Below are 23,373 nucleotides of genomic sequence, written 5' to 3'. Positions count from 1 at the left end.
GGATTCTACCGAAAAAGCCCTATACAAAACAAGGCAATATACTCATTAAGAATTAAAAAAGTGATAATTAACAGTTCCCTGCATCAACTTGCTTAATAATTGATGCATTGACGCTCTTTTTAAGAGCAAAAAAAAGCCCGCAATGCGGACTTCTTTGAAACAGTTGTAAAACAGAATTAACGTTTTGAGAACTGAGGACGTTTACGTGCTTTATGTAAACCAACTTTCTTACGTTCAACTTTACGAGCATCACGAGTAACATAACCCGCTTTACGTAGAGCCGGACGAAGTGATTCATCATATTGCATTAATGCACGCGTAATACCGTGACGGATTGCGCCAGCTTGACCAGTAGTGCCACCACCAGTAACAGTGATGTATAGGTCAAATTTCTCTAAAAGATCAACTAACTCTAAAGGTTGACGAACAACCATACGGCCAGTTTCACGACTAAAGAAGTCTTCAATTGTACGTTTGTTAATTACAATGTTGCCTGTACCTGGACGTAAAAATACACGAGCAGTAGAGCTCTTACGACGACCAGTTCCATAATATTGAGTATCAGCCATGTTTATGCTCCTTAAATATCTAATACTTGAGGTTGCTGAGCAGCATGTGAATGCTCTGCACCTTTGTACACTTTAAGTTTACGGAACATTGCACGCCCTAATGGACCGCGCGGCAACATGCCTTTAACTGCTTTTTCGATGATCATTTCAGGTTTTTTAGCCTGTAAGTCATCAAAGTTTATTTCCTTGATACCACCTGGGTAACCAGAGTGTGAGTAGTAAATTTTGCCTTGGCCTTTGTTGCCAGTAACAGTTACTTTCTCAGCATTGATAACGATGATGTAGTCACCAGTATCCATGTGCGGAGTATACTCAGGTTTATGCTTACCACGTAAACGTAGTGCAATTTCTGTTGCGATACGACCAAGAGTTTTGCCCTCAGCGTCCACAACGTACCAATCACGAGTGATTGTTGATGGTGTTGCAGTAAAGGTTTTCATTATATGAACCTAACAATAAAATAAGTTTAAGCCAGTAGTTTGTATCAGTTGATATCAAACCACCCCAATTCATTCGCACCCCTTCGAGTGCTTAACCAATCGCAGGCTAATGCAATAGGTTAGTAACGGTGGGTAGGCGCGGCATTATACAGATTTGATTAGAAAGATCATCTAAAAATTGTACAAAAGTTTAATAAAGAATATTTCCGCCAATTGCCATGCCCAACCACGACAATTTTAAAGTCGAAGTGAGCAAGGCAATAGAAGGATTCAATCGTTTTCTATACAGATATTTTGGTTAAGGGATATGAGGTTCAGCAAGATACTCATGACTTTGCATCTCTTGTAAACGGCTAATACAGCGTTTAAATTCAAATGATAAAGTCCCATCACTGTATAATTGTTCTAACGGCACATCAGCGGTAATAATAAGTTTAACATTACGCTCATAAAACTCATCAACCATTGCAATAAAACGACGCGCAGCATCATCATTTTCACGGCTCATTTGTTTAACATTGGATAATAAAACCGAGTGATAAATACGGCTAATCTCCATGTAGTCCAGCTGTGAGCGAGCACTTTCGCAAATCGCGTTAAAGTTAAACCAAACCACACCATCTGCAACTTCCCTAGTTGCAATGGACCGCCCTTCTATTTCTATCGACGTATTCTGTAAACCTGGTTCAGGTGCTAACTGTTGAAAATAAGAATGTATGTTACGGTCTGCTTGTTCATCACAAGGTGAATGATAAATTTCTGCTTTTTCTAAAGCTCTTAATCGATAATCAACACCAGAGTCTACATTAACCACATCACAATGTTTTTTAAGAAGAGCGATTGCAGGTAAAAACGTGCACGTTGTAATCCATTTTTATATAAATCATCAGGGACTATGTTTGATGTTGTCACAAACACGACACCTAGTTTAAACAGCTCATCTAATAATGTGCCTAAGATCATCGCATCCGTAATGTCCGAAACAAAAAACTCATCAAAGCAGATGATTGAAGCATTTGCCGCAAAAATCTTAGCGACTTGCTTAAGGGGATCTTCCACACCATTAAGTTTATTCATTTCATCGTGCACTTTATGCATAAAACGATGAAAATGAATTCTTAGTTTTTTTTCGGTAGGTAAACAATCAAAAAAAGTATCCACCAAATACGTTTTACCACGGCCAACACCTCCCCAAAAATATATACCTTGCACATTCGATGTAGCATTTTGTTTTTTGTTGAACAACTTACTTATAAAAGAAGGTCTCAAATTTGAGGCATTAATAAAGTCATCGTACAAACGCTGTAAATTTTTAACGGCATTTTCTTGAGCTTCATCATATTGAAAATCAGGCTGAAGTAGATCTTTTTGATATTGCTGTAACGGTGTTAAATTATTTAGCGTGCTGGACATAGTTCACTATTTAAATTGAAAAAAAAGGCCTTATAGACAGATAATAGCATGACCATAGTACGCACCCAATTACCAATTAATCTTTTAGATAACTTTAATTTCAATTAATTGAATTTGTTATTGGGTAACAGGCCAAGGATGATTTATGCTTAGCAGAGGTATTGAGATAAACATCTCTATTCATCTTATTCTGTATTTTATATTTTTGAGGAATTTTTATGCAAATTGCAATTGATATTATCGTTTTTGCTTTAGGTCTTATTGCAGGTATTGGCATTATGATTATTAAAATCAGAATGACATCCGGTTCACCACAAACCAAACAAGAGTTGAATAATTGCCAACAGGAAAACGCCCAGTTGAAACAGAACTGGCAAGACAATTTAGCCGCATTTCGATCGGTAGCAACCAATTTGCATGAGATGTCACAGCATATTGATAATCAAATAGAAGATGCTGAACAATTGCTGAAAGACGATAAACAAACACCTGCGTTTCCTTTTTTCTCAAAAGAAGCGACCCATATATTAGCTAACGCTAATAGGAAACCGAGGGATAAATCAAACCTTGATAATCAACCTTTAGATTATTCAGGCTCTGCTTCAGGTGTATTTAAAGGGTCAATTAACACACCAATTAACGAAGATCGTACTTGAGTTTTAAGGCAGTGATATCCCGAACATTTCATTGCCTGTAATTTAAAAGAAGTAACAAAATGTAAACCTGCTGAACTAAATTTAATTCAATCTGTCTGTTCCAATAACATTTTAAGGAGTACGAAAAAAATGACAGTTTCTGTTAAATCTCAAATCATAAAATTAACTACAATCTCAGCTATCGTATTAGCAAGTTTAACGTTATCCCCTCTTGCTAATGCAGCATTTCCATTTTCAACATTAAAACAGGAAGTTCCTTCACTAGCACCTATGTTAGAAGAAGTAACACCTGCAGTTGTAACCATCGCCGTAGAAGGAAATAAAGAAGTAAAAGCGAGCATGGACCCGTTCCAATATTTTTTTGGTAACCGCCGCGGTGCGCCACAAACACAAGAGCGTCCTTTCAAAGGGATGGGTTCAGGCGTGATTATTGATAAAGACAAAGGTTATGTTGTTACTAATTACCATGTAATAAATGATGCTGATGAAATAATTGTTAAACTCAAGGACGGTCGTGAATTTGTCGCTAAAAAGTTAGGCGGTGATAAAGACAGTGATATCGCTGTGTTAAAAATTGATCCTGACAATCTGGCTGAAATAACCATCGCTAATTCGGATAAAGCCAAGGTCGGTGACTTTGTTGTTGCTATCGGTAATCCGTTTGGTTTAGGTCAAACCGTTACATCTGGGATAATAAGTGCTAAAGGCCGATCGGGATTAATGGGACCTAATCAAGGACTAGAAGATTTTATCCAAACTGATGCTGCGATAAACAGTGGAAATTCAGGTGGTGCCCTAGTAAACCTAAAAGGTGAGCTTGTTGGTATCAATACCGCGATAATAGCACCAAGTGGCGGTAATGTAGGTATTGGCTTTGCAATACCATCTGTAATGATGAACAATCTTATGGAACAAATCATTGAGTTTGGTGAAGTAAAACGTGGTGTACTAGGTATTTCAGGTTCCAATTTTGATGCTGAGATGGCCAAATCATTTGGAGTTGATGTCGCGCAAGGGGCATTTGTAGCTGAAGTAGTTGCCGATTCGTCTGCTGATAAAGGTGGTCTAAAAATGGGTGATATCATCACTCATGTCGATGGTAATAAAATTAAATCTTTTGATGAGTTACGAAGTAAAGTTGCTTCTAAAGGGGCTGGTAAAAAAGTTGAACTAACCGCTATTCGTGATGGTGATGAAGTAAATCTTACTGTTACGTTAGGGTCAGCTGATAAACCGGCAATCACGGCCGAAAATATTCATCCATCTTTGAAAGGAGCAAAACTAGCTAATGGTAAAACTCAACGTGGTGAAGATGGAATTGAAGTTACTGAGTTAAATGAACGTTCACCTGCCGCTATGTTAGGCTTAGAAAAAGGCGATGTTATTGTAGCGGTTAATCGTACACGTTTAACAAGTGTTGCAGCTTTACGCGATATGTTATCTGAAGCCAAAGGTGTATTGGCATTAAATGTAGTAAGAGGAAACAGTTCTCTATATATATTAATAAGATAAATAGAAATTAAAGTAATAAGAACCTACAATGACCTCATTGTAGGTTTTTTTATACCTAAATTTTATCGCCCCCTAATCGGTAAAGTAATTTCAACTAACTTCTGGATTTCATGTGAGTTTCAAAATCAGACATATTTTTAATGCTATCGCCTACGGGTTAGCAGTCGCTATGCTAGTCATCATTTTAACCCCATCTTTGCGTAATAACTTAGGGTTGAACAAGTTCACTGATAACGTTATTCGTCCAGACGCTATGTCTTTTGCTTTTGCCGTGCAACAAGCAGCGCCTTCGGTGGTTAATGTTTATTCAGTAACACTTAGCAAAAATACATTGGGTGAACAGCAAAACTTAAATGACCTTGGTTCTGGTGTAATCATGACCAGTGAAGGTCATATTCTAACCAATTACCATGTGGTCGATAATGCTGAACTTATCATGGTTTTACTGCAGGATGGACGACAATTTAATGCCGAAGTAATAGGCTTAGATCAAGTCACTGATCTCGCATTACTAAAAATTGATGCCAACAATCTTCCTGCAATACCCCAAGATCCAGATTTAGAAGCCCAAGTTGGTGACATTGTATTAGCTATTGGTAACCCATTAAATTTGGGACAAACTATCACGCAAGGCATTATTAGTGCGACTGGACAAAAAGGCTTATCGAGCAGTAAGTCCAGTCACAGTGATTTTATTCAAATGGATGCAGCTATCAATCTAGGCAACTCTGGAGGTGCGTTAGTCAATTCAAGAGGCATGTTGGTTGGAATTAACACCGCAAAAGCCCAACGAGGCATTCAAGGTATATTTTTCGCCATCCCTTATAAATTAGCCAAGCATATTACTGACCGTCTTTTAGCAGATGGCGAAGTCACACGTGGATATCTTGGTTTAGGTGGTACACCAATCAATCAAGCAGGCGTTTCAGTTAAAAGTTCAGTGGAATCTATTGCCGGTATTAAAATTACGGATGTCGATCCGTTTGGACCCGCATGGACAGGTGGATTACGTTCAGGAGATATTATGTTGGCTATAAATGGCAAACAACTTGTTAGCGTTCAAGAGTTGTTAAACATAATTGAAAGGACCACGCCAGGTGATTACCTGCAAATTAGCTTTTCCAGAAACCGAGTTATTATTAACAAAGACGTTCAGGTGGGTAAATTAGAAATCGGCAATTAAATTGCCGATTTTATTATAGGGGACAGATTAAACTACGAGAGTTTTAATCATCAACTCTTGTGATCTTCGCTCCGAGACCTACAAGTTTCTTTTCAATATTCTCGTATCCACGATCGATATGGAATACTTCATCTAGCTGAGTTACGCCTTTTGCGACAAGTCCAGCAATGACTAAACTCGCAGATGCTCTTAGGTCAGTAGAAACAACTTGAGCACCCATCAAATCACTCTTCTCTGGGCATATAGCGGTGTTACCCTCTAATTGTATATTAGCCCCCATTCGGCGAAGCTCTGGAACATGCATAAAACGGTTTTCAAAAATCGTTTCTGTAATAGTGCCTACCCCATTAGCCACAACATTCAACATAGTGAACTGAGCTTGCATATCGGTAGGGAATCCAGGATGAGGTAAGGTTTTGATATTGACAGCTTTAAGCTCTCTTCCACGCATATCAATGTGTATTGAGTTGTCATCCCACTCAATTAGCGCATTAGCATCACGTAGTTTCTCAATTACTGGTTCAACTAGGTGATAGTCCGTGTTTAAACACGTTACTTCCCCCGTCACCGCTGCAGCCACTAAAAAAGTGCCCGTTTCTATTCGATCTGGCATTATTGCATGTTCACAACCATGCAATGTTTCAACACCTTCAATTTCAATGTTGTTACTACCTGCACCGGAAACTTTTGCACCCATTTTATTTAGACAATTGGCTAAATCAACAATCTCAGGTTCACGTGCTGCGTTCTCAATAATGGTTGTGCCTTCAGCTAATGCTGCAGCCATCATTAAATTTTCTGTCGCGCCAACACTTATGGTACTCATATAAATACGATTACCTTTTAATCGGCCTTCAACCTTAGCGTTTACATAACCAGCTTCAACGGTAATTTTAGCACCTAGTTTTTTTAACCCATCAATATGTAAATCAACAGGGCGTGCACCAATAGCGCAACCACCAGGCAGTGAAACTTCGGCATGGCCAAAACGAGCCAATAAAGGCCCCAAAACTAGAATTGACGCTCTCATACGATTTACTAAATCATATGGTGCTACTGTAGAATTGATGGTACCTGCGTTTATCACTACTGTATTTTCAGTAGATGAAACCTGAGTACCAAATTGCTCTAAAAGCTGACAAGTAATACCAATATCCCGTAATTTAGGGACATTAGTATAAGTGCACTCTTCAGCCGTGAGAATTGAACTAATTAAGATAGGTAGCGCCGCATTTTTAGCGCCTGAAATAATGACCGAGCCAGATAAAGCTTGGCCACCTTCTATAAGCAATTTTTCCATAATCTCTTATTATTGGTTAGGAAAGAAGTTGTAGTTTTTTGTCACGAGCCCAAGCTTTTGGTGTATATGCTTTTACACTTACAGCATGCATACTGCCGTCAGCTATATAACCAGAAAGGGGTTTTAAAACTAATTGTTGCTGTTTTACGCGAGATAGGTCTTCAAAACAACCCCCAACAGCGGTTATTTGAAAATGAGAACCATCTGATTTAACCATGACTTCGTCAAGATTTAATTCAGCGGTTAGTTTTTCTTCAATTTCCCTTAATTCCATTGCTTACCCAAAATTTACTAATTACTATTCTTTTAAGGGTAATAATCCTAGCACATTGCTGATCTCTGCCAAAGCAATTAATTGAGCGGGTGGGTGAGTTAATACAACATTTAATTGAGCATTTTGATAATGCGCGACTAATTTAAGTATAAAAGCAACACCAGCGGTATCCACTGACGACACTTTGTTAAGATCAATTGTCACATCGGCAGTCATAGACTGAAAATTAAATAGTGCATCATCAACAAGGCTGAACCTGTCTATAGCTCCTACAACGTTGACTGTATTATTAGCAAATATTAATTTCATTAATGATTAACCAAGTGACTTTACTAAAATTGGTTTAGCTGATTTTTCTAACAACAATTCAGTAACTGACTCGATACCTTGTTGACGAATTAAACCTTGTAGCTCTTTAGTTTTACTACTTAATACACTAATACCTTCAGCAACCATATCGTAAGCGGCCCATTCACCTTCTTTATTTTTTCTTAAAATAAATTCGATTCTTATGTCAGGTTTACCTTCATCTAATACTCTTACTTTTACTTGAGCACGACGTTTACCATCAATATCCGTTGCAGGTTCAAACACAACTTGCTGATCTTTATATAACGTTAAAATACCCGCATACGTTGCTATTAAATACTCTCTAAAAGCTTCATAAAACTCAGCTCTTTGAGCTTTAGTGCTATTTTTATAATAAGGGCCTAATACTTTTGCTGCCGCAAATTTATAATTAATTGAAGGCGCTAACTCTTCAGCAACAACCACTCTAAGTTGCTCGGGATCTTGCTGTATGACACTTTGCTCACGTGCAATACGGTCAAATAACTCTTGAGCCACAACTTGAACAAGTTTAAATGGGTCTTCTTTAATAGTTTCAGCACTTGCGTTACTACTAAAAATCAATGTGGCTAATAATAATCCGATATTTAATATTTTAGTATTCATTCATTACCCTGACTAAATAAAAATTGACCAATTAATTCCTCTAATACTAAAGCGGACTTAGTATCTTCAATGAAATCGCCTTCACCTAGAATTCCAACCGTTTCATCAATGAAACCAGGTTCTAAACCTAAATATTGCTCACCAAGTAACCCTGAAGTTAATATAGATAAAGAACTCGTATCTGGAAAATTATTATATTTTGCGTCAATGGCTAATTTGGCAACCGGTGCGTAATCTTCCGTATCCAATTTAATCTCTTCAACACGACCTATTACAACGCCACCAACCTTTATGGATGAGCGAACTTTTAATCCACCAATGTTTTGAAATTTTGCATATAAGTTATATGTTTCACCAGAGCCTGACATCCCTGAACTTGCCACATTTAGTGCTAAGAACATCAACGCCGCAATACCTAAAGCAACAAAGAACCCGACTAATAACTCAACTTTTTTTGATATCATTTTTTTCTCCTACCTATCCGCCAAACATAAGGGCGGTTAGTACAAAATCCAATCCTAAAACGGCTAGCGATGATTGAACAACCGTTTGTGTTGTTGCCTGACTAATACCTTCTGAAGTTGGTATCGCGTCATACCCCCTAAAAATTGCAATCCAAGTAACAACGATTGCAAAAACAAAGCTTTTAATAATACCATTTAAGATATCACCTTCGAATTGAACGCTAGCCTGCATTATTGACCAAAAACTTCCATGGTCGACACCTAACCATTCAACACCGACTAAATGACCACCTAATAAACCAACTGAAGAAAATAAGATAGCTAAGATTGGCATACTAAACACACCGGCCCAAAACCTTGGTGCTACCACTCTTCGAAGTGGATCCACCGCCATCATTTCCAAACTTGTCAATTGTTCTGTTGCTTTCATCAAGCCGATTTCAGCGGTTAATGCCGAACCAGCTCTACCTGCGAACAATAATGCGGTGACAACTGGTCCTAATTCTCTTAATAAGGATAATGACACCATTTGACCTAAACTGTCTTCAGCGCCGTAATCTACTAATACAGTGTACCCTTGTAATGCCAGCACCATGCCAATAAACAACCCTGACACTACAATAATAACGAGTGAAAGAACCCCTATAACATAAACTTGTTGAACAAAAAGAGGAAAACCTTTTACAAGGTTTGGTTTGGCTACAATAGCACCAATCAGCATAAAGGTTGCTCTACCAATTGCTGTAAAACGTTCTATGGTATTTCTACCTAAATTTTGAATCCAATCCATATTAACCCTGCATTAAATCTTGAGAAATTGATGGCGCAGGATAATGAAATGGTACGGGTCCATCTGCTAATCCTTTCAAAAATTGCTGTACTAAGGGTGATTCACTTGCAAGTAATTGTTCTTTTGTTCCATGACCAATTACCCTTTTATCTGCAATGATATACATATAATCAGCGATACCCATGACTTCTTTCACATCGTGAGATACTACAATGCTGGTTAAGTTCAATGACGTATTCAAATTTCTTATTAATCGAACTAACACGCCCATTGAAATAGGATCTTGTCCTACAAATGGTTCGTCATACATGATTAACTCAGGATCTAAAGCAATAGAACGAGCTAATGCGGCTCTTCTTGCCATACCACCAGATAATTCATTTGGCATAAGTTGATGTGCACCGCGCAAACCAACCGCTTCTAATTTCATTAAAACCATAGTTCGAATGATATCTTCTGGCAATTTGGTATGTTCTCTAATTGGAAAGGCCACGTTATCAAATACATTCATTTCAGTAAAAAGTGCACCACTTTGAAATAACATACTCATTTTTTCACGGGCAGAGTACAAACCTTTGCGGCTTAATTGAGGAATGTTTTGTCCTGCAACTATTATATCGCCTGAATCAGGATAAAGTTGGCCGCCGATTAAACGTAACAAGGTCGTTTTACCTATGCCACTTGGGCCCATAATCGCGGTAATTTTGCCTTTTGGAAATACCATAGAAATGTCGTCATAAATCACACGTTCACCGCGAGAAAATGTGACATTCTTTAATTCTACATGTGGTGATTCAAAGTCAGTTTTATCTACATTCATAATAGTTTTATTATATTTCGACCAAATACCCTATGGCTGATGACTTCCGTAATAGTTCAACTATTGTATTGATTAACGTCGGGCATTACTACGACTAAAACGTTAAAAAGTGTAAACGAAAGCAGAATAATATATAAAATCTGTAAAGAATTGATTATATCTAACTATTTCTTTATTTATGTTTTGATTTATCAAACGAGTATCGCCACAATAACGCCATAATTTATTGATAAAGTGATCTCTTATACATGTTAAGTGCAATTATTATTTTAATCCTTTCTTTTGCGGCTTTAGTTTGGAGTGCTGATAAATTTGTCTACGGCGCGTCCGGCTTTGCCAAAAACCTTGGTATTTCACCAATGATAATAGGGTTAACAATTGTCGCCATGGGATCGTCAGCGCCTGAAATTATGGTTTCTGCAAACGCAGCTTTAGCTGGGGCAACGGATACTTCAGTAGGTAATGCAATCGGCTCTAATATTACTAACATCCTACTTGTTTTAGGTATCACTACTTTAGTAAGACCTTTAATTGTTTCTTCCAGTACCTTGTATCGTGAAATGCCAATTTTATTAGGTTTTACTTTCCTTGCTTGGTGGATACTTCACGACGACTATTTATCATTTAATGAAGGTATATTTTTAACCGTTAGCTTTTTTGCTTTTATCGGATTTCTAATTTATTTAGCAAAATCATCAAATGGCGAGCCCGATGCATTATTAGCTGAATCTCAAGATGAGATCCCTAGTGACCTACCTACACCTGTAGCATTGGGCTGGATAATTTTTGGTTTAATCTTATTACCATTAAGCTCCCATTTTTTAGTTGAATCAGCAGTTACAATTGCAACTTACTTTGGTATCAGTGAATTAGTGATTGGGTTAACCATTATTGCATTGGGAACTAGTTTACCGGAATTAGCAGCCAGTGTATCTGGGGTGCTAAAGGGCGAGGACGACTTAGCTATAGGTAACGTTATTGGATCAAACATATTTAATATACTAGCGGTATTGGGAGTCGGGGCACTGATTAACCCGAGTGCTATTGATCCACAAGCTGCAACTCGTGACACTATGGTTATGATTGGTGCTACGTTAGCGCTATTATTTATGGCTATGAGTTTCACTAAAACAAGACGGATTAACCGATTTGAAGGTGGTTTGTTAGTTGCTGGTTTTGTTGCTTATCAAATCATTCTGTTTATTTAGTTTTAATAAAGGTTACTAGTTAACTATGAGTCTTTCTCAATTTTCGCAGTCTGCATTACAAGTCATTAATATTGAGTTACAAGCGATTGCAAATTTAACACAATCAATTGATCATCAATTTGAACAAAGTTGTGAAACCATATTAAATTGTAGTGGCAGAGTCATTGTGACAGGTATGGGGAAATCAGGACATGTTGCCAATAAAATTGCCGCAACATTAGCAAGTACAGGTACTCCTTCTTTTTTGTTCATCCAGGTGAAGCTAGCCATGGTGATTTAGGCATGTTCACCAAAAGTGATATTGTCTTGGCATTGTCAAATAGCGGAGAAACCGCAGAGATCATAACCTTGCTTCCAGTTCTAAAACGATTAGGTTGCACTCTTATTGCCATGACGGGTAATGATAAATCTACCTTAGCCGTTAATAGTGACTTCCATTTAAATGCTGCTGTAACTGAAGAAGCATGTCCATTAGGGTTAGCTCCAACAGCTTCAACAACAGCTGCTTTAGTTTTAGGTGATGCTTTAGCCGTTACTTTGTTAGAGGCCAGAGGTTTCACCGCCGAAGACTTTGCATTAAGTCACCCTGGAGGCTCTTTAGGTCGCAAACTGTTACTAACCACTAAAGATATTATGCATACTGGCAGTCGAATACCACTAGTCACTGAAGCGGCATCGTTAAAACAAGCTATATTAGAAATGTCGAAAAAAGGTTTGGGCATGACTGGAATAGTTAATGAACAGGGACAACTTAGTGGCATTTTTACTGACGGTGATTTACGCCGTTGCTTAGATCAAGATAAACCAATAAATGAAATTATGATCACTGACATGATGACGCGAAACTCTGTTACCGCTCAAGCAAATACATTAGCTGCGCAAACTCTAAATATCATGGAAGCTAAAAAAATTAATAGCTTGTTTGTATTAGATGATACAAATAAACCAATTGGCGCATTAAACATGCATGACTTATTAAGAGCAGGTGTCATTTAATGGAATTATATACTCAGTGGTATCAAGCTATCGCTCCGTCGGTTCAAGCAAAAGCAAAAGATATTAAATTGTTAATTTGTGATATTGATGGCGTATTTTCTGACGGTTCAGTTATTTTAGGCAATAGCGGTGAAGAAATGAAAGCCTTTAATACTAAAGATGGGTTTGGTATTAGAGCCTTAATGGCAGCTGGTGTCGAAGTTGCCGTCATTACGGGACGTAAATCGACTTTACTCGAAATTAGAATGAAAGGACTCGGTGTTAATCATATTTATCAAGGTATGGAAGACAAAGTTTTGGGTTACCGAGAGCTACTTAATAATCTTAACCTTACACACGAACAAGTTGCCTATATTGGTGATGACATTCCAGATGTCCCGGTAATGAAATTAGTCAATTTAGCGGTATCAGTTAATGACGGTCATCCATACGTAAAAAGTATTTCTGATATGGTTACAACCAATAATGGTGGTCGTGGTGCAGTTCGTGAATTAACTGACTTTTTAATTATGATGCAAAAAGGCGAAGAATATCTCACGACGCATTTTGAGGGAACGAGCGCTTAATGAATATTAGACTGATAATATTACTAAGCTTTTTAGTCGTCAGTTTTCTTTGGTGGTTGCCCACATTAGATAGCGAAGATACGGTAAATAGTGACACATTAAGTGACTTAATACCTGAATATACTGCAACCTTCCTACATCAAGAGTTGTTTGATAAAGACGGCAACATTGAACAACAAGTGTTTTCACAAAAGATGGAACATTACGCCGACTTGTCTCTAACTCACTTTAAAAAACCTGAATTTATCATTTATCAAGACAACAAACCTTTTTGGCGTTTATCGGCAAAAATCGGGAATATGCAAGATGGCTTATTACTATTAGAAGAGTCCGTGAGTATGTTACAAGTTTCTGATAATGAATTTGTAAATTCAATCACGACCGAATTTTTAGAAATTAATTTAAACACGAATATGGTCACCACTGACAATGACATTACGATTCAAGGTAAAAATGTTACGGTTCAAGGCAAAGGATTAACAGCGGATCTTGAACTCGGAACTCTCAGCTTGGTTAACCACGTTAAAACGATAATTAAAGGCTCATAGTTATGTATATAAATAAAATAATCACCGGCTTTTGCTCCATGTTACTTCTATTTTCTAGCATAGTATCGGCATCAGAAGACTTAATTATTGATGCTGATAATCAAGATTTAGATTACAAAAACAATACCCTCTACTTCTCAGGTAATGTGGTTGTTAAACAAGGTAGTGTTACCATCAAAGCGGATGAGTTATTTGTTATCACAAAAGAAGGCAACAGCGATAAATTAATCGCTAAAGGCACGCCAGCAATATTTTCGCAAAAAGAACAAAATAACCAAGAGCTATCAGCCCAAGCATTAGAAATAACCTACTTAGTTGAAGCGCAAGTATTGCAACTGGCTGGCTCCGCTAAATTCCAACAAGGTGGATCTGTGGTTGAAAGTGCTAAAATTGAATTTGATCTCAAAGCACAGCGCGTTAAAGCGGAAGGCGATGAAAGCCAAAATGGTCGAGTGACAACTCGTTTAAAAACCAAAAAGATTAATACCAACATCTACTAACTTAGAGAAATTTTATGTCCACTTTAGTCGCCACACATTTAGCTAAGTCATACAACAAACGTCAAGTTGTCAAAGATGTGAGTTTAACAGTACATGCTGGAGAGGTGGTTGGTTTATTGGGTCCAAATGGCGCTGGTAAAACAACCACTTTTTATATGATTGTAGGATTAGTGCCTAACGATAAAGGCAGCATCACATTAAATGATGTAGACCTAAGCCACGAACCTATGCACGTACGAGCTCGCCAAGGCATAGGGTATTTACCACAAGAAACATCTATCTTTCGAAAGTTATCTGTATCTCAAAACATCATGGCTGTGCTTGAAATGCGCAAAGATTTAAATGCCAATGAAAAAGCCGATAAGTTAGACGATCTGATCTCTGAATTTCATATTGAACATATCAGAGACAGCGATGGTATGGCCCTATCTGGTGGAGAACGCCGTCGAGTAGAAATCGCCAGAGCATTAGCTGCTGACCCGAAAATAATCTTATTAGATGAACCATTTGCTGGTGTAGATCCTATATCGGTTATAGATATTAAAAAGATAATTCAACAACTTACAGCCAAAGGTATTGGCGTTCTAATTACCGACCATAATGTGCGAGAAACACTTGATGTCTGCGAAAAAGCGTATATCGTAAGTCATGGAGAACTCATTGCGGAAGGAACTCCTGAACAAGTTTTAACAAGTGAAATTGTAAAACAAGTATACCTAGGCGATCAGTTCAAGTTATAGTAACTATCACTTACGAGTAATCAGTTAAACGCGTTTAAGTAACGGAATTAAATGAGACCTACATTACAACTCAGAATGGGTCAGCAGTTAACAATGACCCCTCAACTGCAACAAGCTATTCGTTTATTGCAATTATCTTCATTGGAATTACAACAGGAAATTCAAGAAGCTCTTGATAGTAACCCGTTGTTAGATGGTGAAGACGAACAGCAATCACAAGATCTTGATGCAGAATATGATGGTGACCTTAAATCATTGCAGGAAGGTACATTAGACACGACTTCCGATGACGACAATGAGTGGTCTCAAGAAGAGATGAGTTCGAACGAAGCTTTGCAAAGTGAAACCATTTCTGAAGAACTCCCAATGGACTCAACGTGGGATGACTACATGAGTGCTGCTCCTGCGAGTTCAGGTCCCGCTTATGAAGGTGAAGACACCGTATACCAAGGTGAGACAACTGAAAATATTCAAGACCATTTATTGTGGCAATTAAATTTATCTCCATTTACCGACGAAGACTTAGCCATCGCAACCGCCATTATTGATGCGGTTGATGAAAAAGGGTTCTTAACTATCTCTACTGAAGATATTGTTGAAAGCATTGACAATGAAGACGTTGAAATAGAAGAAGTTGAAGCGGTACTTAAACGAATTCAGCATTTTGACCCTGTTGGCGTTGCAGCCCGTAATTTACAAGAGTGTTTGTCTATTCAATTAAAACGATTTTCTGACGACACGCCTTGGAAAAACGAAGCTATAGATGTCATCGACAACTACATTGATTTATTAGCCAATCGTGATTACCGCACTCTGTTACGTAAAGCCAAATTAAAAGAACCAGAATTAAAAGACATTTTGGAACTGATCCAACAACTAAATCCTAACCCTGCCAGCATCGTTATTAAAGACGAAATTGACTACGTGATCCCTGATGTAAGTGTGGTGAAGAAAAAAGGCCGTTGGATAGTTGAGCTAAATCCAAATTCTATGCCTAAACTTAAAATAAATGAACAATATGCATCGTTAAGTAAGACATCAAAAAATGCCAACGATACTCAATTTGTTCGTTCTCACTTACAAGAAGCTAAATGGTTTATTAAGAGTTTAGAAAGCAGAAATGACACATTATTAAAAGTATCTAATTGTATTGTTCAACAGCAACAGGCGTTTTTTGAATATGGTCCTGAAGCAATGAAACCTATGGTACTCAATGATGTTGCCGAAATGGTCGATATGCACGAATCAACGATATCTAGGGTTACCACCCATAAATATATGCATACACCTAGAGGAATTTTTGAACTTAAGTACTTCTTCTCAAGTCATGTTAGTACTGAGAATGGTGGAGAATGTTCATCTACTGCAATTAGAGCCCTTATTAGAAAGCTCGTTGCAGCAGAAAACCAAGCAAAACCGTTAAGTGATAGTAAGATTGCAGAGATTTTGGCTGACCAAGGTATCCAAGTCGCCAGAAGAACCATTGCAAAATACCGGGAATCGTTAAACATTCCCCCTTCAAACCAAAGAAAACGTTTGGTGTAAGCCAAGTAAAACTTAATACAGAAGGAATTTCTTATGCAAATAAACCTAACATGTCGTCATATTGACACTACTGAATCTTTAAAAGAATATGTCGATACAAAATTTGCCAAATTAGAGCGACATTTTGATCATATTAATAACGTCCATGTGATTTTAGACGTTGAGAAACTAGCACAGAAAGCAGAAGCAACCATGCACGTAAATGGTGGAGAGCTGTTCGCAACCTCTGAGCATACCGACATGTATGCGGCCATCGATTCATTAATCGATAAGCTTGACCGACAGGTCATTAAACACAAAGAAAAATTAACCAAACATTAATTTAATCATTATTCTGGAAATACCAAGGACGGTATTTCGTAACCTTACCTTTTGAGTACACTTCAAAAGTAAATGTAGTAAATGAACGTCAATGAACCTTAAGTTTCTTCTCCAACCAGAAAGTACAAAACGATTAACTAACTGTGCGAGTAAAAAGAAAGTGCTCGAACAAATCGCCCTGTTAGCCAGTGAACAACTCCCTGACCACTCATTTGATGACATATTAGAAAGTCTAATGAATAGAGAGAAGTTAGGCAGTACCGGAATAGGCAATGGAATTGCTATCCCTCACGGAAAACTAACTAACATAAAAAAAGCCGTAGCTGTTTTTCTAGTTAATCAAGATGCGATCAATTACGACGCCATTGATAAACGTCCCGTTGATATTTTTTGCGCCTTATTAGTTCCGGCAGATCAATGTGATACCCACTTGTCTACACTTGCATCTATTGCTAAGTTATTAGATAACAAAGAAACAGTTAAAAATTTACGCCGAGCTGAAACAGACCTCGACGTTTACAACATAGTTGAAGCAGCATAGATGCATATATTTATAGTCAGTGGTAGGTCAGGTTCAGGGAAGACAGTCGTTCTAAGGGTTTTAGAAGATCTTGGCTATTATTGTGTTGATAACCTACCTGTCAATTTATTACCCGCGTTATCTCATTCTCTTGAAAAAAATTACGACCAAGTTGCCGTAAGTATAGACGTGAGAAATTTACCCACCTCTGAACAAGAATTAATGGATAACCTTGATTTCTTACCAAAGGGCGTCAATGTCACCGTATTATATATTGATGCTAGTGATGAGGTTTTGATCAGACGATACAGCGAGACCCGTCGTCTGCATCCCCTTTCAAGAGGCGAGTCGTCTTTACCAGAAGCGATTTCACAGGAACGTAAATTATTAGATGAATTAGCTAACCGTGCTGATTTATACATAGATACTTCTCAACTTAATGTACATCAATTAACTGAGATGGTACGAGAGAAGATATTAGGTAAGTCATCAAAAGAGCTGGTATTAACCTTTGAATCATTTGGTTTTAAATACGGTGTGCCTAATGATATCGATTTTGTATTTGACGCTCGTTTTTTACCTAATCCTCATTGGGAGCCAGAATTAAGACCGCTTACGGGTTTAGATTTACCGGTTAGAGAGTTTCTTGCTGGCGAGCCTTTAGTGAATAAATTTGTTTTTCAAATTAATAATTTTATGTCCACTTGGTTACCACATTTAGAACGAAATAACCGTAGTTACCTGACTATTGCTATTGGTTGTACTGGTGGTAAACATAGATCCGTTTATATTGCAGAAACATTAGCTAGACAGTTTAAGTCCAGAGATAAAAACATCCGAGTCCGCCACCGTGAAATGGCCCGTTACGAAAGTGAAAAAGATGGAAAGTAGTCGCACCGTAAAAATAGAAAATAAATTAGGCTTGCATGCAAGAGCAGCAACTAAATTAGCTCAATTAGCTCAACAATTTGATGCTTCTGTCACCCTGACTCAGGCCGATAAAACGGCCAATGCTGATAGTGTTATGGCACTATTAATGTTGGCGAGTAATCAAGGCAAAGAGGTAACTATCTCTGCAACAGGAAATGATGCTGAAGAAGCCGTTAATATGATCTGCCAATTAATCAGTAATAAATTTGACGAAGACGAGTAACCTTCACTCCTATATTTTATTAACACAAAAATCAAAGAGTTACTGTTCAAGATAACGCTTGTGCGTTAAACTTTCTCTATATTCCTATTTTGTCTGAAAATATATAAATCAGACTCAAACAAGCATATTCACGATGGGGCTATGCCAGAGCTACTAGAACAAGAATATAACATTCCTATTGATGAACTTAATACCGCGCTTAACAGTGGTATGTTTGTCCACGTTCGAAATATGCTTGAGTCACTTCCGGCTTCCGATATTGCATTATTACTTCATTCTTCCCCACCTAAAGCTAGGACTGTTATTTGGCAACTTATCGACGCCAATATTCAAGGTGAAGTATTAGAAGAACTATCAGATGAAGTTCGTAATCCTATCTTAAAAAATATGAGTCCAGAAAAAGTAGCTGAAGCTGCCGGTAATTTGGACGATGATGACTTTGCCGACGTTTTACGCGGTATGCCAGATGCTGTGTTTAAGAAAGTTTTAAAAAGCATGGATAAACAAGACCAAGCTCGTGCCAAACGAGTAATGGCCTATGGTGAAGAAACAGCTGGCGCTCTAATGAATACCGATACCATTACGGTAAGGCCTGACGTTAGTGTTGATGTCATATTACGCTACTTACGATTAAAAGAATCTCTTCCAGATACTACCGATTATCTTTATGTCGTTGATAAAGATGACACTTTCATTGGCGAAGTATCTTTATCTGCACTATTAACATCTACCACTAGCAAACTCATTTCTGAAGTTATGGAAACAGATTTTGAGGTGATCCCTGCAACCATGCATGACTCTGAGGTTGCTTCCCTGTTTGAACGTTATAACTGGATCTCAGCTCCAGTAATAGACGAAAATGGTATCCTGTTAGGCCGAATTACTATCGATGACGTGGTTGACGTTATCCGTGAAGATGCCGAACACTCAATGATGAGCATGGCAGGTTTGGATGACGAAGAAGATACCTTCGCACCTGCAATTCAAAGTACGCGCAAACGTTCAGTTTGGTTAGGTGTTAATTTATTTACCGCTTTGTTAGCTGCGTTTGTTTCAAGTTTATTTGAATCAACCTTAGATGAATTAGCTGTATTAGCCATATTAAATACCATAGTACCAAGTATGGGTGGTGTTGCTGGTAGCCAAACCTTAACTTTGGTCATTCGTGGCATGGCCGTTGGCCATGTAACCCAAGCAAACTCCCGTTGGCTGTTAGGTAAAGAACTTGCTATAGGATTTTTCAACGGCCTTATCTGGTCAGTATTAATTGCCGGTGTTGTTGCCATCTGGAAACAAGACTTAATGTTAGGCGCAGTTATAGCCTTTGCTATGATGATGAATTTAGTTGCCGCAGGATTATCTGGTGTCTTAATTCCTCTAATGCTGAAAAAAATGAATATAGATCCTGCATTAGCTGGCAGCGTGATTTTAACCACGGTCACTGACATAGTTGGCATATTCGCATTTCTTGGAACGGCCACTTGGTTACTTATCTAACCCACCATAGCTATATTTTCGAGCTTATTTCCTAACTCTATAATCAAACTCAACACCGTTTACCTTAATCTCTTGGTATTCAAAGATTAAAGGTTATAATGCCAACAATATTTTTACCCTTGTTATTTATCAGGATCTTTTCATGTCTCAAATTGGTCAATCTTGTAACTTAGATGTCATCAAAGCCGTCGACTTTGGCTTTTATTTAGATGGTGGAGAGTTAGGCGAGATTTTACTACCCCGTAAACACGCCCGTGCTGAATTAAAAGTGGGTGATAATATTAATGTATTTTTATATTTAGACTCTGATGATCGCCCTATTGCCACGACCCAAAGACCTAAAGCCAAAGTTGGCCAATTTGCTTATTTAAAAGTAAAAGAAGTGGGCCGATTTGGCGCATTTATGGATTGGGGTTTAGATAAAGATTTATTAGTACCTTATGGCGAACAGCACAAACCACTTGAAGAAGGTTTGTTTTATCTTGTTCGAGTGTATATAGACGACATGGATCAACGTATTACAGGTTCAACCAAAGTAGATCGTTTCTTAGTTGAAGATGGTACTGACCAGTTTGAACCTAACCAAGCGGTTGAATTAATCATTGCCAATACAACAGACTTAGGGTTTAAAGCCATTATTAATCATACTCATTGGGGAGTATTGTTCTCCGATGAAGTCCATCAAAGGTTGAGTTTTGGTCAAGACAAAAAAGGTTATATCAAACGTGTACGTCATGACGGAAAAATTGATTTAACCTTACACGGTGGTCAAAAAACCAGAGATAAATTTGCCAAAATCATTATTGAATTTTTAGAAAAAGAAAACGGGTTTGCTGCGGTTCACGATAAATCTGATCCCGCATTAATTTCTCAATTATTTGGTATGAGTAAAGCGGCATTTAAACGTGCAATTGGCGGATTATATAAAGATGGCACTATCTCTATTTCAAAATCTGGTATTCGTTTAATTGAAAACGAAGATAAATAACCAGAGTTAAAAATATGAGCGTTTTCATCTAAAAACGCTCATATGTTTTGTTGCTACAATAGAATTTCTAAACCAAAAGGAATGATAATCACAGCCGCAATAAAATAGCCTGCCTTTTTAATATTAGGTGAGTAGCTGTGTTTTAACCGAACGCCAAATAACACTCGTAATAGCTCAACACGCCTTATTATTTCAAAAGTGGCAATACAAGCGGCAAAAGAAATTAACAACACTAATACCCCTTCCAAAGCTATTCCCAATGAAAACCTTGAAAGCTCAAACCCTACCGCAATTATAATAGTTTGATGCACAATGTAATATGGATAAACTGCATCAGATAAATAACTAAGCTGCTTTGAAGGTTTATTTAAATAACGACTTGCAAGTCCCATCACAGCCAAAACCCATAACACTCTATCTAAGCTATAAAGAAAATTACCCGCTACGAGTAACACTTTATTAGTATTTTCATCAGCTCCTAGCCAAACTAAATTATAAAAAGTGATCAAGGATAGATATAACACCAGAGATATTATTAATAGGTTTTTGTAGTGCTCCGTAACCCGTTGCCAAAAAACTGGATGCCAGCCAATCAAATAACCATATATCAAACAAATAAAGCCAAGTGCATTACGATGTTGGTCCGACTCCATACTGAGTTGAATAATAAAAATAGGCATAACTACCAGTAATATGGCGACAACGGCATTAAGGCTAAATAGTTTGTTCGTTAATTTTTCGATAAACCGACTGTTCAATAGCGGTAACAAAGGCACTAAAAAAAGACTGTATTGCCACAATTCACGCAAATACCATAAATGATTAACATCAATGTGCGGCCAAATTCCGGGTTGATAATTAATGAATAACTCATGGTCATTTACAAAAAAAGCTTTATAGAACTGCCAATAGCTAAGGTTGAGATCACCGTTGAATATCATTTCGTAATACAGTTGTGGAGGGATGATAACTAAAATGGCAAATAACAAAGGCAATAATAGCCTAATTGAGCGCAAGCCAATAAATTGCAACAGCGGAACTTTAACTAACACAAAGCGAATTGCAATACCCGAAATAAGCCACAAAACAGCCATTCGCCATGGGGACAATAACAACATGACATTGGCTAACCCCTCTGATAAATATTGACTTTTAATATGGTATCCCCAGTTAGCCACATACAACATACCTGTGTGATAAAAGATCAATAATCCAAAAACAATCACTCTTAACCAATCTAAATCGTAACGCCGATTCGGAATGTTATTATGCTTAGGTATAAATAACGCCATAATTGGTAATGCTTTTTTCACAGTAACGCCTTCACTTCCATCTACTATTGATGGCAAGAGTGACAGAGTTTATGTGTTTTAAAACCTAAAAGTGCTTAATATACAATGGGTAGGGATAAGCGGTGGGATCCAGGGATAGTGGATAGCAGGATGTAATCATTGCAAAACATCTAACTTCGTTCAACAATAGCCAACATGATAAGATTCCAACATTTTCAAAAGTATCAAGCTTGGTATGAAACCGCGATTGTTTCGGTTTATATCTTGCTCAATAATACAATTAACGCCACTTCCATGATCATGGAAGAAAGCCGTAATTCTGATACTTTACCTTTCTTAATTTGGCAGCCTTTTTTATTTGAATACTCCAGCGCGATAGGCTGGGTTTTGATGTTACCTGCTATAAGTTGGCTTTTAGACAAATCCCCACTGATGTCAGAAAAGTTTACACGTACTTTTTTTATCTATTTATCTGCCTCTGTTGTCTTTTCACTTTGCCACATAACAATCATGGTCTGGCTACGAAAATTGGTATATTGGAGTCAAAATTTGACCTACGAATTTGGTGATTTATTTTTTGAATTGATTTATGAATATCGAAAAGACCTCTGGTCATTTATGTTTTTTATTATGGCTATTTTAAGTTACCGTTTTATTTTCAGTCGGCTGCAGGGTGAGGCGAATAGCATAAACCTAGGTGAAGACAAACCTGTATCAAACAATATCGACCGTTTACTGGTAAAAAAATTAGGTAAAGAGTTTATTATTAAGGTGGAAGATATTGAGTGGTTTGAGTCTTCAGGGAATTATGTGAATTTGCATATTCAAGGGCGCGTTTATCCTATGCGTACGACCATGAACAACCTAATACAACAAATAGAAAATAAAGGCTTTTGTAGAATTCACCGCTGTTATGGTATTAACATGGATGCCGTTACTTCTATCACCCCTTTGAGTAGTGGCGATAGTGAAATAAAGCTAAATAACGGCAAGTTATTAAATTTATCCCGCCGTTATAAAGAGGACTTTAAACTACAGCTTGATAAAATATAAATACCCGCCATTGGTATTGTCTAATCTTAACCACTTTTACTCTTATAGTATTGAAGTAATTACCAGGGGAA

26 protein-coding genes and 2 pseudogenes are annotated in these 23,373 nt (G+C 37.6%); 17 read left to right on the top strand and 11 right to left on the bottom strand.

Features of this window, described 5'->3' with window-relative positions; translation table 11 throughout:
* Window positions 1-176 precede the first annotated feature (176 nt).
* From rpsI to zapE, 3 genes and pseudogenes are all read right to left on the bottom strand, one after another.
* Window positions 177-569 (bottom strand): 30S ribosomal protein S9, encoded by a 393-nt coding sequence (gene rpsI, locus RT723_RS13405; RefSeq protein WP_216056198.1) that lies wholly within the window; start codon window positions 567-569, stop codon window positions 177-179.
* 11 nt (window positions 570-580) lie between these two features.
* Complete coding sequence (rplM, locus tag RT723_RS13400; RefSeq protein ID WP_216056199.1) at window positions 581-1,009, bottom strand: 50S ribosomal protein L13; 429 nt, start codon at window positions 1,007-1,009, stop codon at window positions 581-583.
* A 298-nt stretch (window positions 1,010-1,307) separates the two neighbouring features.
* A pseudogene (gene zapE / locus RT723_RS13395) lies at window positions 1,308-2,422 on the bottom strand (cell division protein ZapE).
* 218 nt (window positions 2,423-2,640) lie between these two features.
* Here zapE and RT723_RS13390 point away from each other — a divergent pair.
* The 3 genes from RT723_RS13390 to RT723_RS13380 all read left to right on the top strand — a co-directional run bounded on the left by RT723_RS13390 (window position 2,641) and on the right by RT723_RS13380 (window position 5,773).
* Window positions 2,641-3,078, top strand: a complete 438-nt coding sequence (locus RT723_RS13390; RefSeq protein ID WP_315947562.1) for a ZapG family protein — start codon at window positions 2,641-2,643, stop codon at window positions 3,076-3,078.
* A 129-nt stretch (window positions 3,079-3,207) separates the two neighbouring features.
* Complete coding sequence (locus RT723_RS13385; RefSeq protein ID WP_315947561.1) at window positions 3,208-4,590, top strand: DegQ family serine endoprotease; 1,383 nt, start codon at window positions 3,208-3,210, stop codon at window positions 4,588-4,590.
* A gap of 112 nt (window positions 4,591-4,702) precedes the next feature.
* Complete coding sequence (locus tag RT723_RS13380) at window positions 4,703-5,773, top strand: trypsin-like peptidase domain-containing protein (protein ID WP_315947559.1); 1,071 nt, start codon at window positions 4,703-4,705, stop codon at window positions 5,771-5,773.
* A 43-nt stretch (window positions 5,774-5,816) separates the two neighbouring features.
* Here RT723_RS13380 and murA read toward each other — a convergent pair whose 3' ends face one another.
* The 7 genes from murA to mlaF are packed head-to-tail and all read right to left on the bottom strand — an operon-like array spanning window position 5,817 to window position 10,375.
* The gene (murA, locus tag RT723_RS13375) at window positions 5,817-7,073 is read right to left on the bottom strand and encodes a UDP-N-acetylglucosamine 1-carboxyvinyltransferase (RefSeq protein ID WP_315947557.1); all 1,257 of its coding nucleotides are present in this window, start codon (window positions 7,071-7,073) and stop codon (window positions 5,817-5,819) included.
* A 16-nt stretch (window positions 7,074-7,089) separates the two neighbouring features.
* A complete protein-coding gene (locus RT723_RS13370) occupies window positions 7,090-7,347 on the bottom strand; it encodes a BolA family protein (protein ID WP_216056204.1) in 258 nt (85 codons plus the stop codon).
* Window positions 7,348-7,371: 24 nt separating this feature from the next.
* Window positions 7,372-7,656 carry an STAS domain-containing protein gene (locus RT723_RS13365; RefSeq protein WP_315947553.1) on the bottom strand — a complete coding sequence of 95 codons (285 nt, stop codon included), beginning with the start codon at window positions 7,654-7,656 and terminating at the stop codon, window positions 7,372-7,374.
* Window positions 7,657-7,662: 6 nt separating this feature from the next.
* Window positions 7,663-8,301, bottom strand: coding sequence for an MlaC/ttg2D family ABC transporter substrate-binding protein (locus RT723_RS13360; protein ID WP_315947552.1), 639 nt, complete (start codon window positions 8,299-8,301; stop codon window positions 7,663-7,665).
* Window positions 8,298-8,765 carry an outer membrane lipid asymmetry maintenance protein MlaD gene (gene mlaD / locus RT723_RS13355; RefSeq protein WP_216056207.1) on the bottom strand — a complete coding sequence of 156 codons (468 nt, stop codon included), beginning with the start codon at window positions 8,763-8,765 and terminating at the stop codon, window positions 8,298-8,300. The genes RT723_RS13360 and mlaD overlap by 4 nt, the downstream gene beginning before the upstream one ends.
* Window positions 8,766-8,778: 13 nt before the next feature.
* Complete coding sequence (mlaE, locus tag RT723_RS13350) at window positions 8,779-9,555, bottom strand: lipid asymmetry maintenance ABC transporter permease subunit MlaE (protein WP_216056208.1); 777 nt, start codon at window positions 9,553-9,555, stop codon at window positions 8,779-8,781.
* A 1-nt stretch (window position 9,556) separates the two neighbouring features.
* On the bottom strand, window positions 9,557-10,375 hold the full coding sequence (mlaF, locus tag RT723_RS13345; protein ID WP_216056209.1) for a phospholipid ABC transporter ATP-binding protein MlaF: 819 nt from the start codon (window positions 10,373-10,375) through the stop codon (window positions 9,557-9,559).
* A gap of 248 nt (window positions 10,376-10,623) precedes the next feature.
* On the opposite strand from mlaF, the gene RT723_RS13340 reads away from it, so the two are divergent.
* The 13 genes and pseudogenes from RT723_RS13340 (at window position 10,624) to RT723_RS13280 (ending at window position 20,957) form a co-directional block, all read left to right on the top strand.
* Window positions 10,624-11,583 (top strand): calcium/sodium antiporter, encoded by a 960-nt coding sequence (locus RT723_RS13340; RefSeq protein ID WP_315947550.1) that lies wholly within the window; start codon window positions 10,624-10,626, stop codon window positions 11,581-11,583.
* A gap of 25 nt (window positions 11,584-11,608) precedes the next feature.
* A pseudogene (locus RT723_RS13335) lies at window positions 11,609-12,579 on the top strand (KpsF/GutQ family sugar-phosphate isomerase).
* Complete coding sequence (gene kdsC, locus RT723_RS13330; RefSeq protein WP_216056212.1) at window positions 12,579-13,145, top strand: 3-deoxy-manno-octulosonate-8-phosphatase KdsC; 567 nt, start codon at window positions 12,579-12,581, stop codon at window positions 13,143-13,145. Before RT723_RS13335 ends, kdsC begins: the two are co-directional and overlap by 1 nt.
* Window positions 13,145-13,693 (top strand): LPS export ABC transporter periplasmic protein LptC, encoded by a 549-nt coding sequence (gene lptC, locus RT723_RS13325; RefSeq protein ID WP_216056213.1) that lies wholly within the window; start codon window positions 13,145-13,147, stop codon window positions 13,691-13,693. Before kdsC ends, lptC begins: the two co-directional genes overlap by 1 nt.
* A 2-nt stretch (window positions 13,694-13,695) precedes the next feature.
* Entirely contained in the window at window positions 13,696-14,193 is a 498-nt protein-coding gene (lptA, locus tag RT723_RS13320) for a lipopolysaccharide transport periplasmic protein LptA (RefSeq protein WP_315947547.1), read from the top strand.
* Window positions 14,194-14,207: 14 nt separating this feature from the next.
* Window positions 14,208-14,933, top strand: a complete 726-nt coding sequence (lptB, locus tag RT723_RS13315) for an LPS export ABC transporter ATP-binding protein (RefSeq protein ID WP_315947545.1) — start codon at window positions 14,208-14,210, stop codon at window positions 14,931-14,933.
* A 51-nt stretch (window positions 14,934-14,984) separates the two neighbouring features.
* Window positions 14,985-16,478: an RNA polymerase factor sigma-54 gene (locus tag RT723_RS13310; RefSeq protein ID WP_216056216.1), complete on the top strand. Its 1,494-nt coding sequence runs from the start codon at window positions 14,985-14,987 to the stop codon at window positions 16,476-16,478.
* Window positions 16,479-16,511: 33 nt separating this feature from the next.
* On the top strand, window positions 16,512-16,799 hold the full coding sequence (gene hpf, locus RT723_RS13305; RefSeq protein ID WP_216056217.1) for a ribosome hibernation promoting factor: 288 nt from the start codon (window positions 16,512-16,514) through the stop codon (window positions 16,797-16,799).
* 91 nt (window positions 16,800-16,890) lie between these two features.
* Window positions 16,891-17,340 (top strand): PTS IIA-like nitrogen regulatory protein PtsN, encoded by a 450-nt coding sequence (gene ptsN, locus RT723_RS13300; protein ID WP_216056218.1) that lies wholly within the window; start codon window positions 16,891-16,893, stop codon window positions 17,338-17,340.
* Entirely contained in the window at window positions 17,341-18,210 is an 870-nt protein-coding gene (gene rapZ, locus RT723_RS13295) for an RNase adapter RapZ (RefSeq protein ID WP_216056219.1), read from the top strand.
* A complete protein-coding gene (locus RT723_RS13290; RefSeq protein ID WP_216056220.1) occupies window positions 18,200-18,472 on the top strand; it encodes an HPr family phosphocarrier protein in 273 nt (90 codons plus the stop codon). Before rapZ ends, RT723_RS13290 begins: the two co-directional genes overlap by 11 nt.
* A gap of 141 nt (window positions 18,473-18,613) precedes the next feature.
* Window positions 18,614-19,969 (top strand): magnesium transporter, encoded by a 1,356-nt coding sequence (gene mgtE, locus RT723_RS13285; protein WP_216056221.1) that lies wholly within the window; start codon window positions 18,614-18,616, stop codon window positions 19,967-19,969.
* A 142-nt stretch (window positions 19,970-20,111) separates the two neighbouring features.
* Window positions 20,112-20,957, top strand: a complete 846-nt coding sequence (locus RT723_RS13280) for a CvfB family protein (protein WP_315947544.1) — start codon at window positions 20,112-20,114, stop codon at window positions 20,955-20,957.
* Between the two features lie 53 nt (window positions 20,958-21,010).
* Here the strand turns inward: RT723_RS13280 and RT723_RS13275 are convergent, their stop codons facing one another.
* Complete coding sequence (locus RT723_RS13275; protein WP_315947543.1) at window positions 21,011-22,270, bottom strand: acyltransferase family protein; 1,260 nt, start codon at window positions 22,268-22,270, stop codon at window positions 21,011-21,013.
* 177 nt (window positions 22,271-22,447) lie between these two features.
* Here RT723_RS13275 and RT723_RS13270 point away from each other — a divergent pair, with 177 nt between their 5' ends.
* The gene (locus RT723_RS13270; protein WP_315948536.1) at window positions 22,448-23,302 is read left to right on the top strand and encodes a LytR/AlgR family response regulator transcription factor; all 855 of its coding nucleotides are present in this window, start codon (window positions 22,448-22,450) and stop codon (window positions 23,300-23,302) included.
* Window positions 23,303-23,373 lie beyond the last annotated feature (71 nt).

The organism is Psychrosphaera aquimarina (genome assembly GCF_032461525.1).
In the GTDB taxonomy this organism is placed as follows: Bacteria; Pseudomonadota; Gammaproteobacteria; order Enterobacterales; family Alteromonadaceae; genus Psychrosphaera; species Psychrosphaera aquimarina.
This window is presented reverse-complemented; position numbering and strand designations above follow the sequence as displayed.

What these genes read in the sequence shown, in the direction of transcription:
- rplM (WP_216056199.1), bottom strand. Translation starts at nt 1,009, where the DNA reads ATGAAAACCTTTACTGCAACACCATCAACAATCACTCGTGATTGGTAC.
- RT723_RS13365 (WP_315947553.1), bottom strand. Translation starts at nt 7,656, where the DNA reads ATGAAATTAATATTTGCTAATAATACAGTCAACGTTGTAGGAGCTATA.
- mlaE (WP_216056208.1), bottom strand. Translation starts at nt 9,555, where the DNA reads ATGGATTGGATTCAAAATTTAGGTAGAAATACCATAGAACGTTTTACA.
- rapZ (WP_216056219.1), top strand. Translation starts at nt 17,341, where the DNA reads ATGCATATATTTATAGTCAGTGGTAGGTCAGGTTCAGGGAAGACAGTC.
- RT723_RS13340 (WP_315947550.1), top strand. Translation starts at nt 10,624, where the DNA reads ATGTTAAGTGCAATTATTATTTTAATCCTTTCTTTTGCGGCTTTAGTT.
- RT723_RS13390 (WP_315947562.1), top strand. Translation starts at nt 2,641, where the DNA reads ATGCAAATTGCAATTGATATTATCGTTTTTGCTTTAGGTCTTATTGCA.
- kdsC (WP_216056212.1), top strand. Translation starts at nt 12,579, where the DNA reads ATGGAATTATATACTCAGTGGTATCAAGCTATCGCTCCGTCGGTTCAA.
- RT723_RS13360 (WP_315947552.1), bottom strand. Translation starts at nt 8,301, where the DNA reads ATGAATACTAAAATATTAAATATCGGATTATTATTAGCCACATTGATT.
- rpsI (WP_216056198.1), bottom strand. Translation starts at nt 569, where the DNA reads ATGGCTGATACTCAATATTATGGAACTGGTCGTCGTAAGAGCTCTACT.
- ptsN (WP_216056218.1), top strand. Translation starts at nt 16,891, where the DNA reads ATGAACCTTAAGTTTCTTCTCCAACCAGAAAGTACAAAACGATTAACT.
- mgtE (WP_216056221.1), top strand. Translation starts at nt 18,614, where the DNA reads ATGCCAGAGCTACTAGAACAAGAATATAACATTCCTATTGATGAACTT.
- lptC (WP_216056213.1), top strand. Translation starts at nt 13,145, where the DNA reads ATGAATATTAGACTGATAATATTACTAAGCTTTTTAGTCGTCAGTTTT.
- RT723_RS13280 (WP_315947544.1), top strand. Translation starts at nt 20,112, where the DNA reads ATGTCTCAAATTGGTCAATCTTGTAACTTAGATGTCATCAAAGCCGTC.
- mlaD (WP_216056207.1), bottom strand. Translation starts at nt 8,765, where the DNA reads ATGATATCAAAAAAAGTTGAGTTATTAGTCGGGTTCTTTGTTGCTTTA.
- mlaF (WP_216056209.1), bottom strand. Translation starts at nt 10,375, where the DNA reads ATGAATGTAGATAAAACTGACTTTGAATCACCACATGTAGAATTAAAG.
- RT723_RS13310 (WP_216056216.1), top strand. Translation starts at nt 14,985, where the DNA reads ATGAGACCTACATTACAACTCAGAATGGGTCAGCAGTTAACAATGACC.
- RT723_RS13385 (WP_315947561.1), top strand. Translation starts at nt 3,208, where the DNA reads ATGACAGTTTCTGTTAAATCTCAAATCATAAAATTAACTACAATCTCA.
- RT723_RS13290 (WP_216056220.1), top strand. Translation starts at nt 18,200, where the DNA reads ATGGAAAGTAGTCGCACCGTAAAAATAGAAAATAAATTAGGCTTGCAT.
- murA (WP_315947557.1), bottom strand. Translation starts at nt 7,073, where the DNA reads ATGGAAAAATTGCTTATAGAAGGTGGCCAAGCTTTATCTGGCTCGGTC.
- lptB (WP_315947545.1), top strand. Translation starts at nt 14,208, where the DNA reads ATGTCCACTTTAGTCGCCACACATTTAGCTAAGTCATACAACAAACGT.
- RT723_RS13370 (WP_216056204.1), bottom strand. Translation starts at nt 7,347, where the DNA reads ATGGAATTAAGGGAAATTGAAGAAAAACTAACCGCTGAATTAAATCTT.
- hpf (WP_216056217.1), top strand. Translation starts at nt 16,512, where the DNA reads ATGCAAATAAACCTAACATGTCGTCATATTGACACTACTGAATCTTTA.
- lptA (WP_315947547.1), top strand. Translation starts at nt 13,696, where the DNA reads ATGTATATAAATAAAATAATCACCGGCTTTTGCTCCATGTTACTTCTA.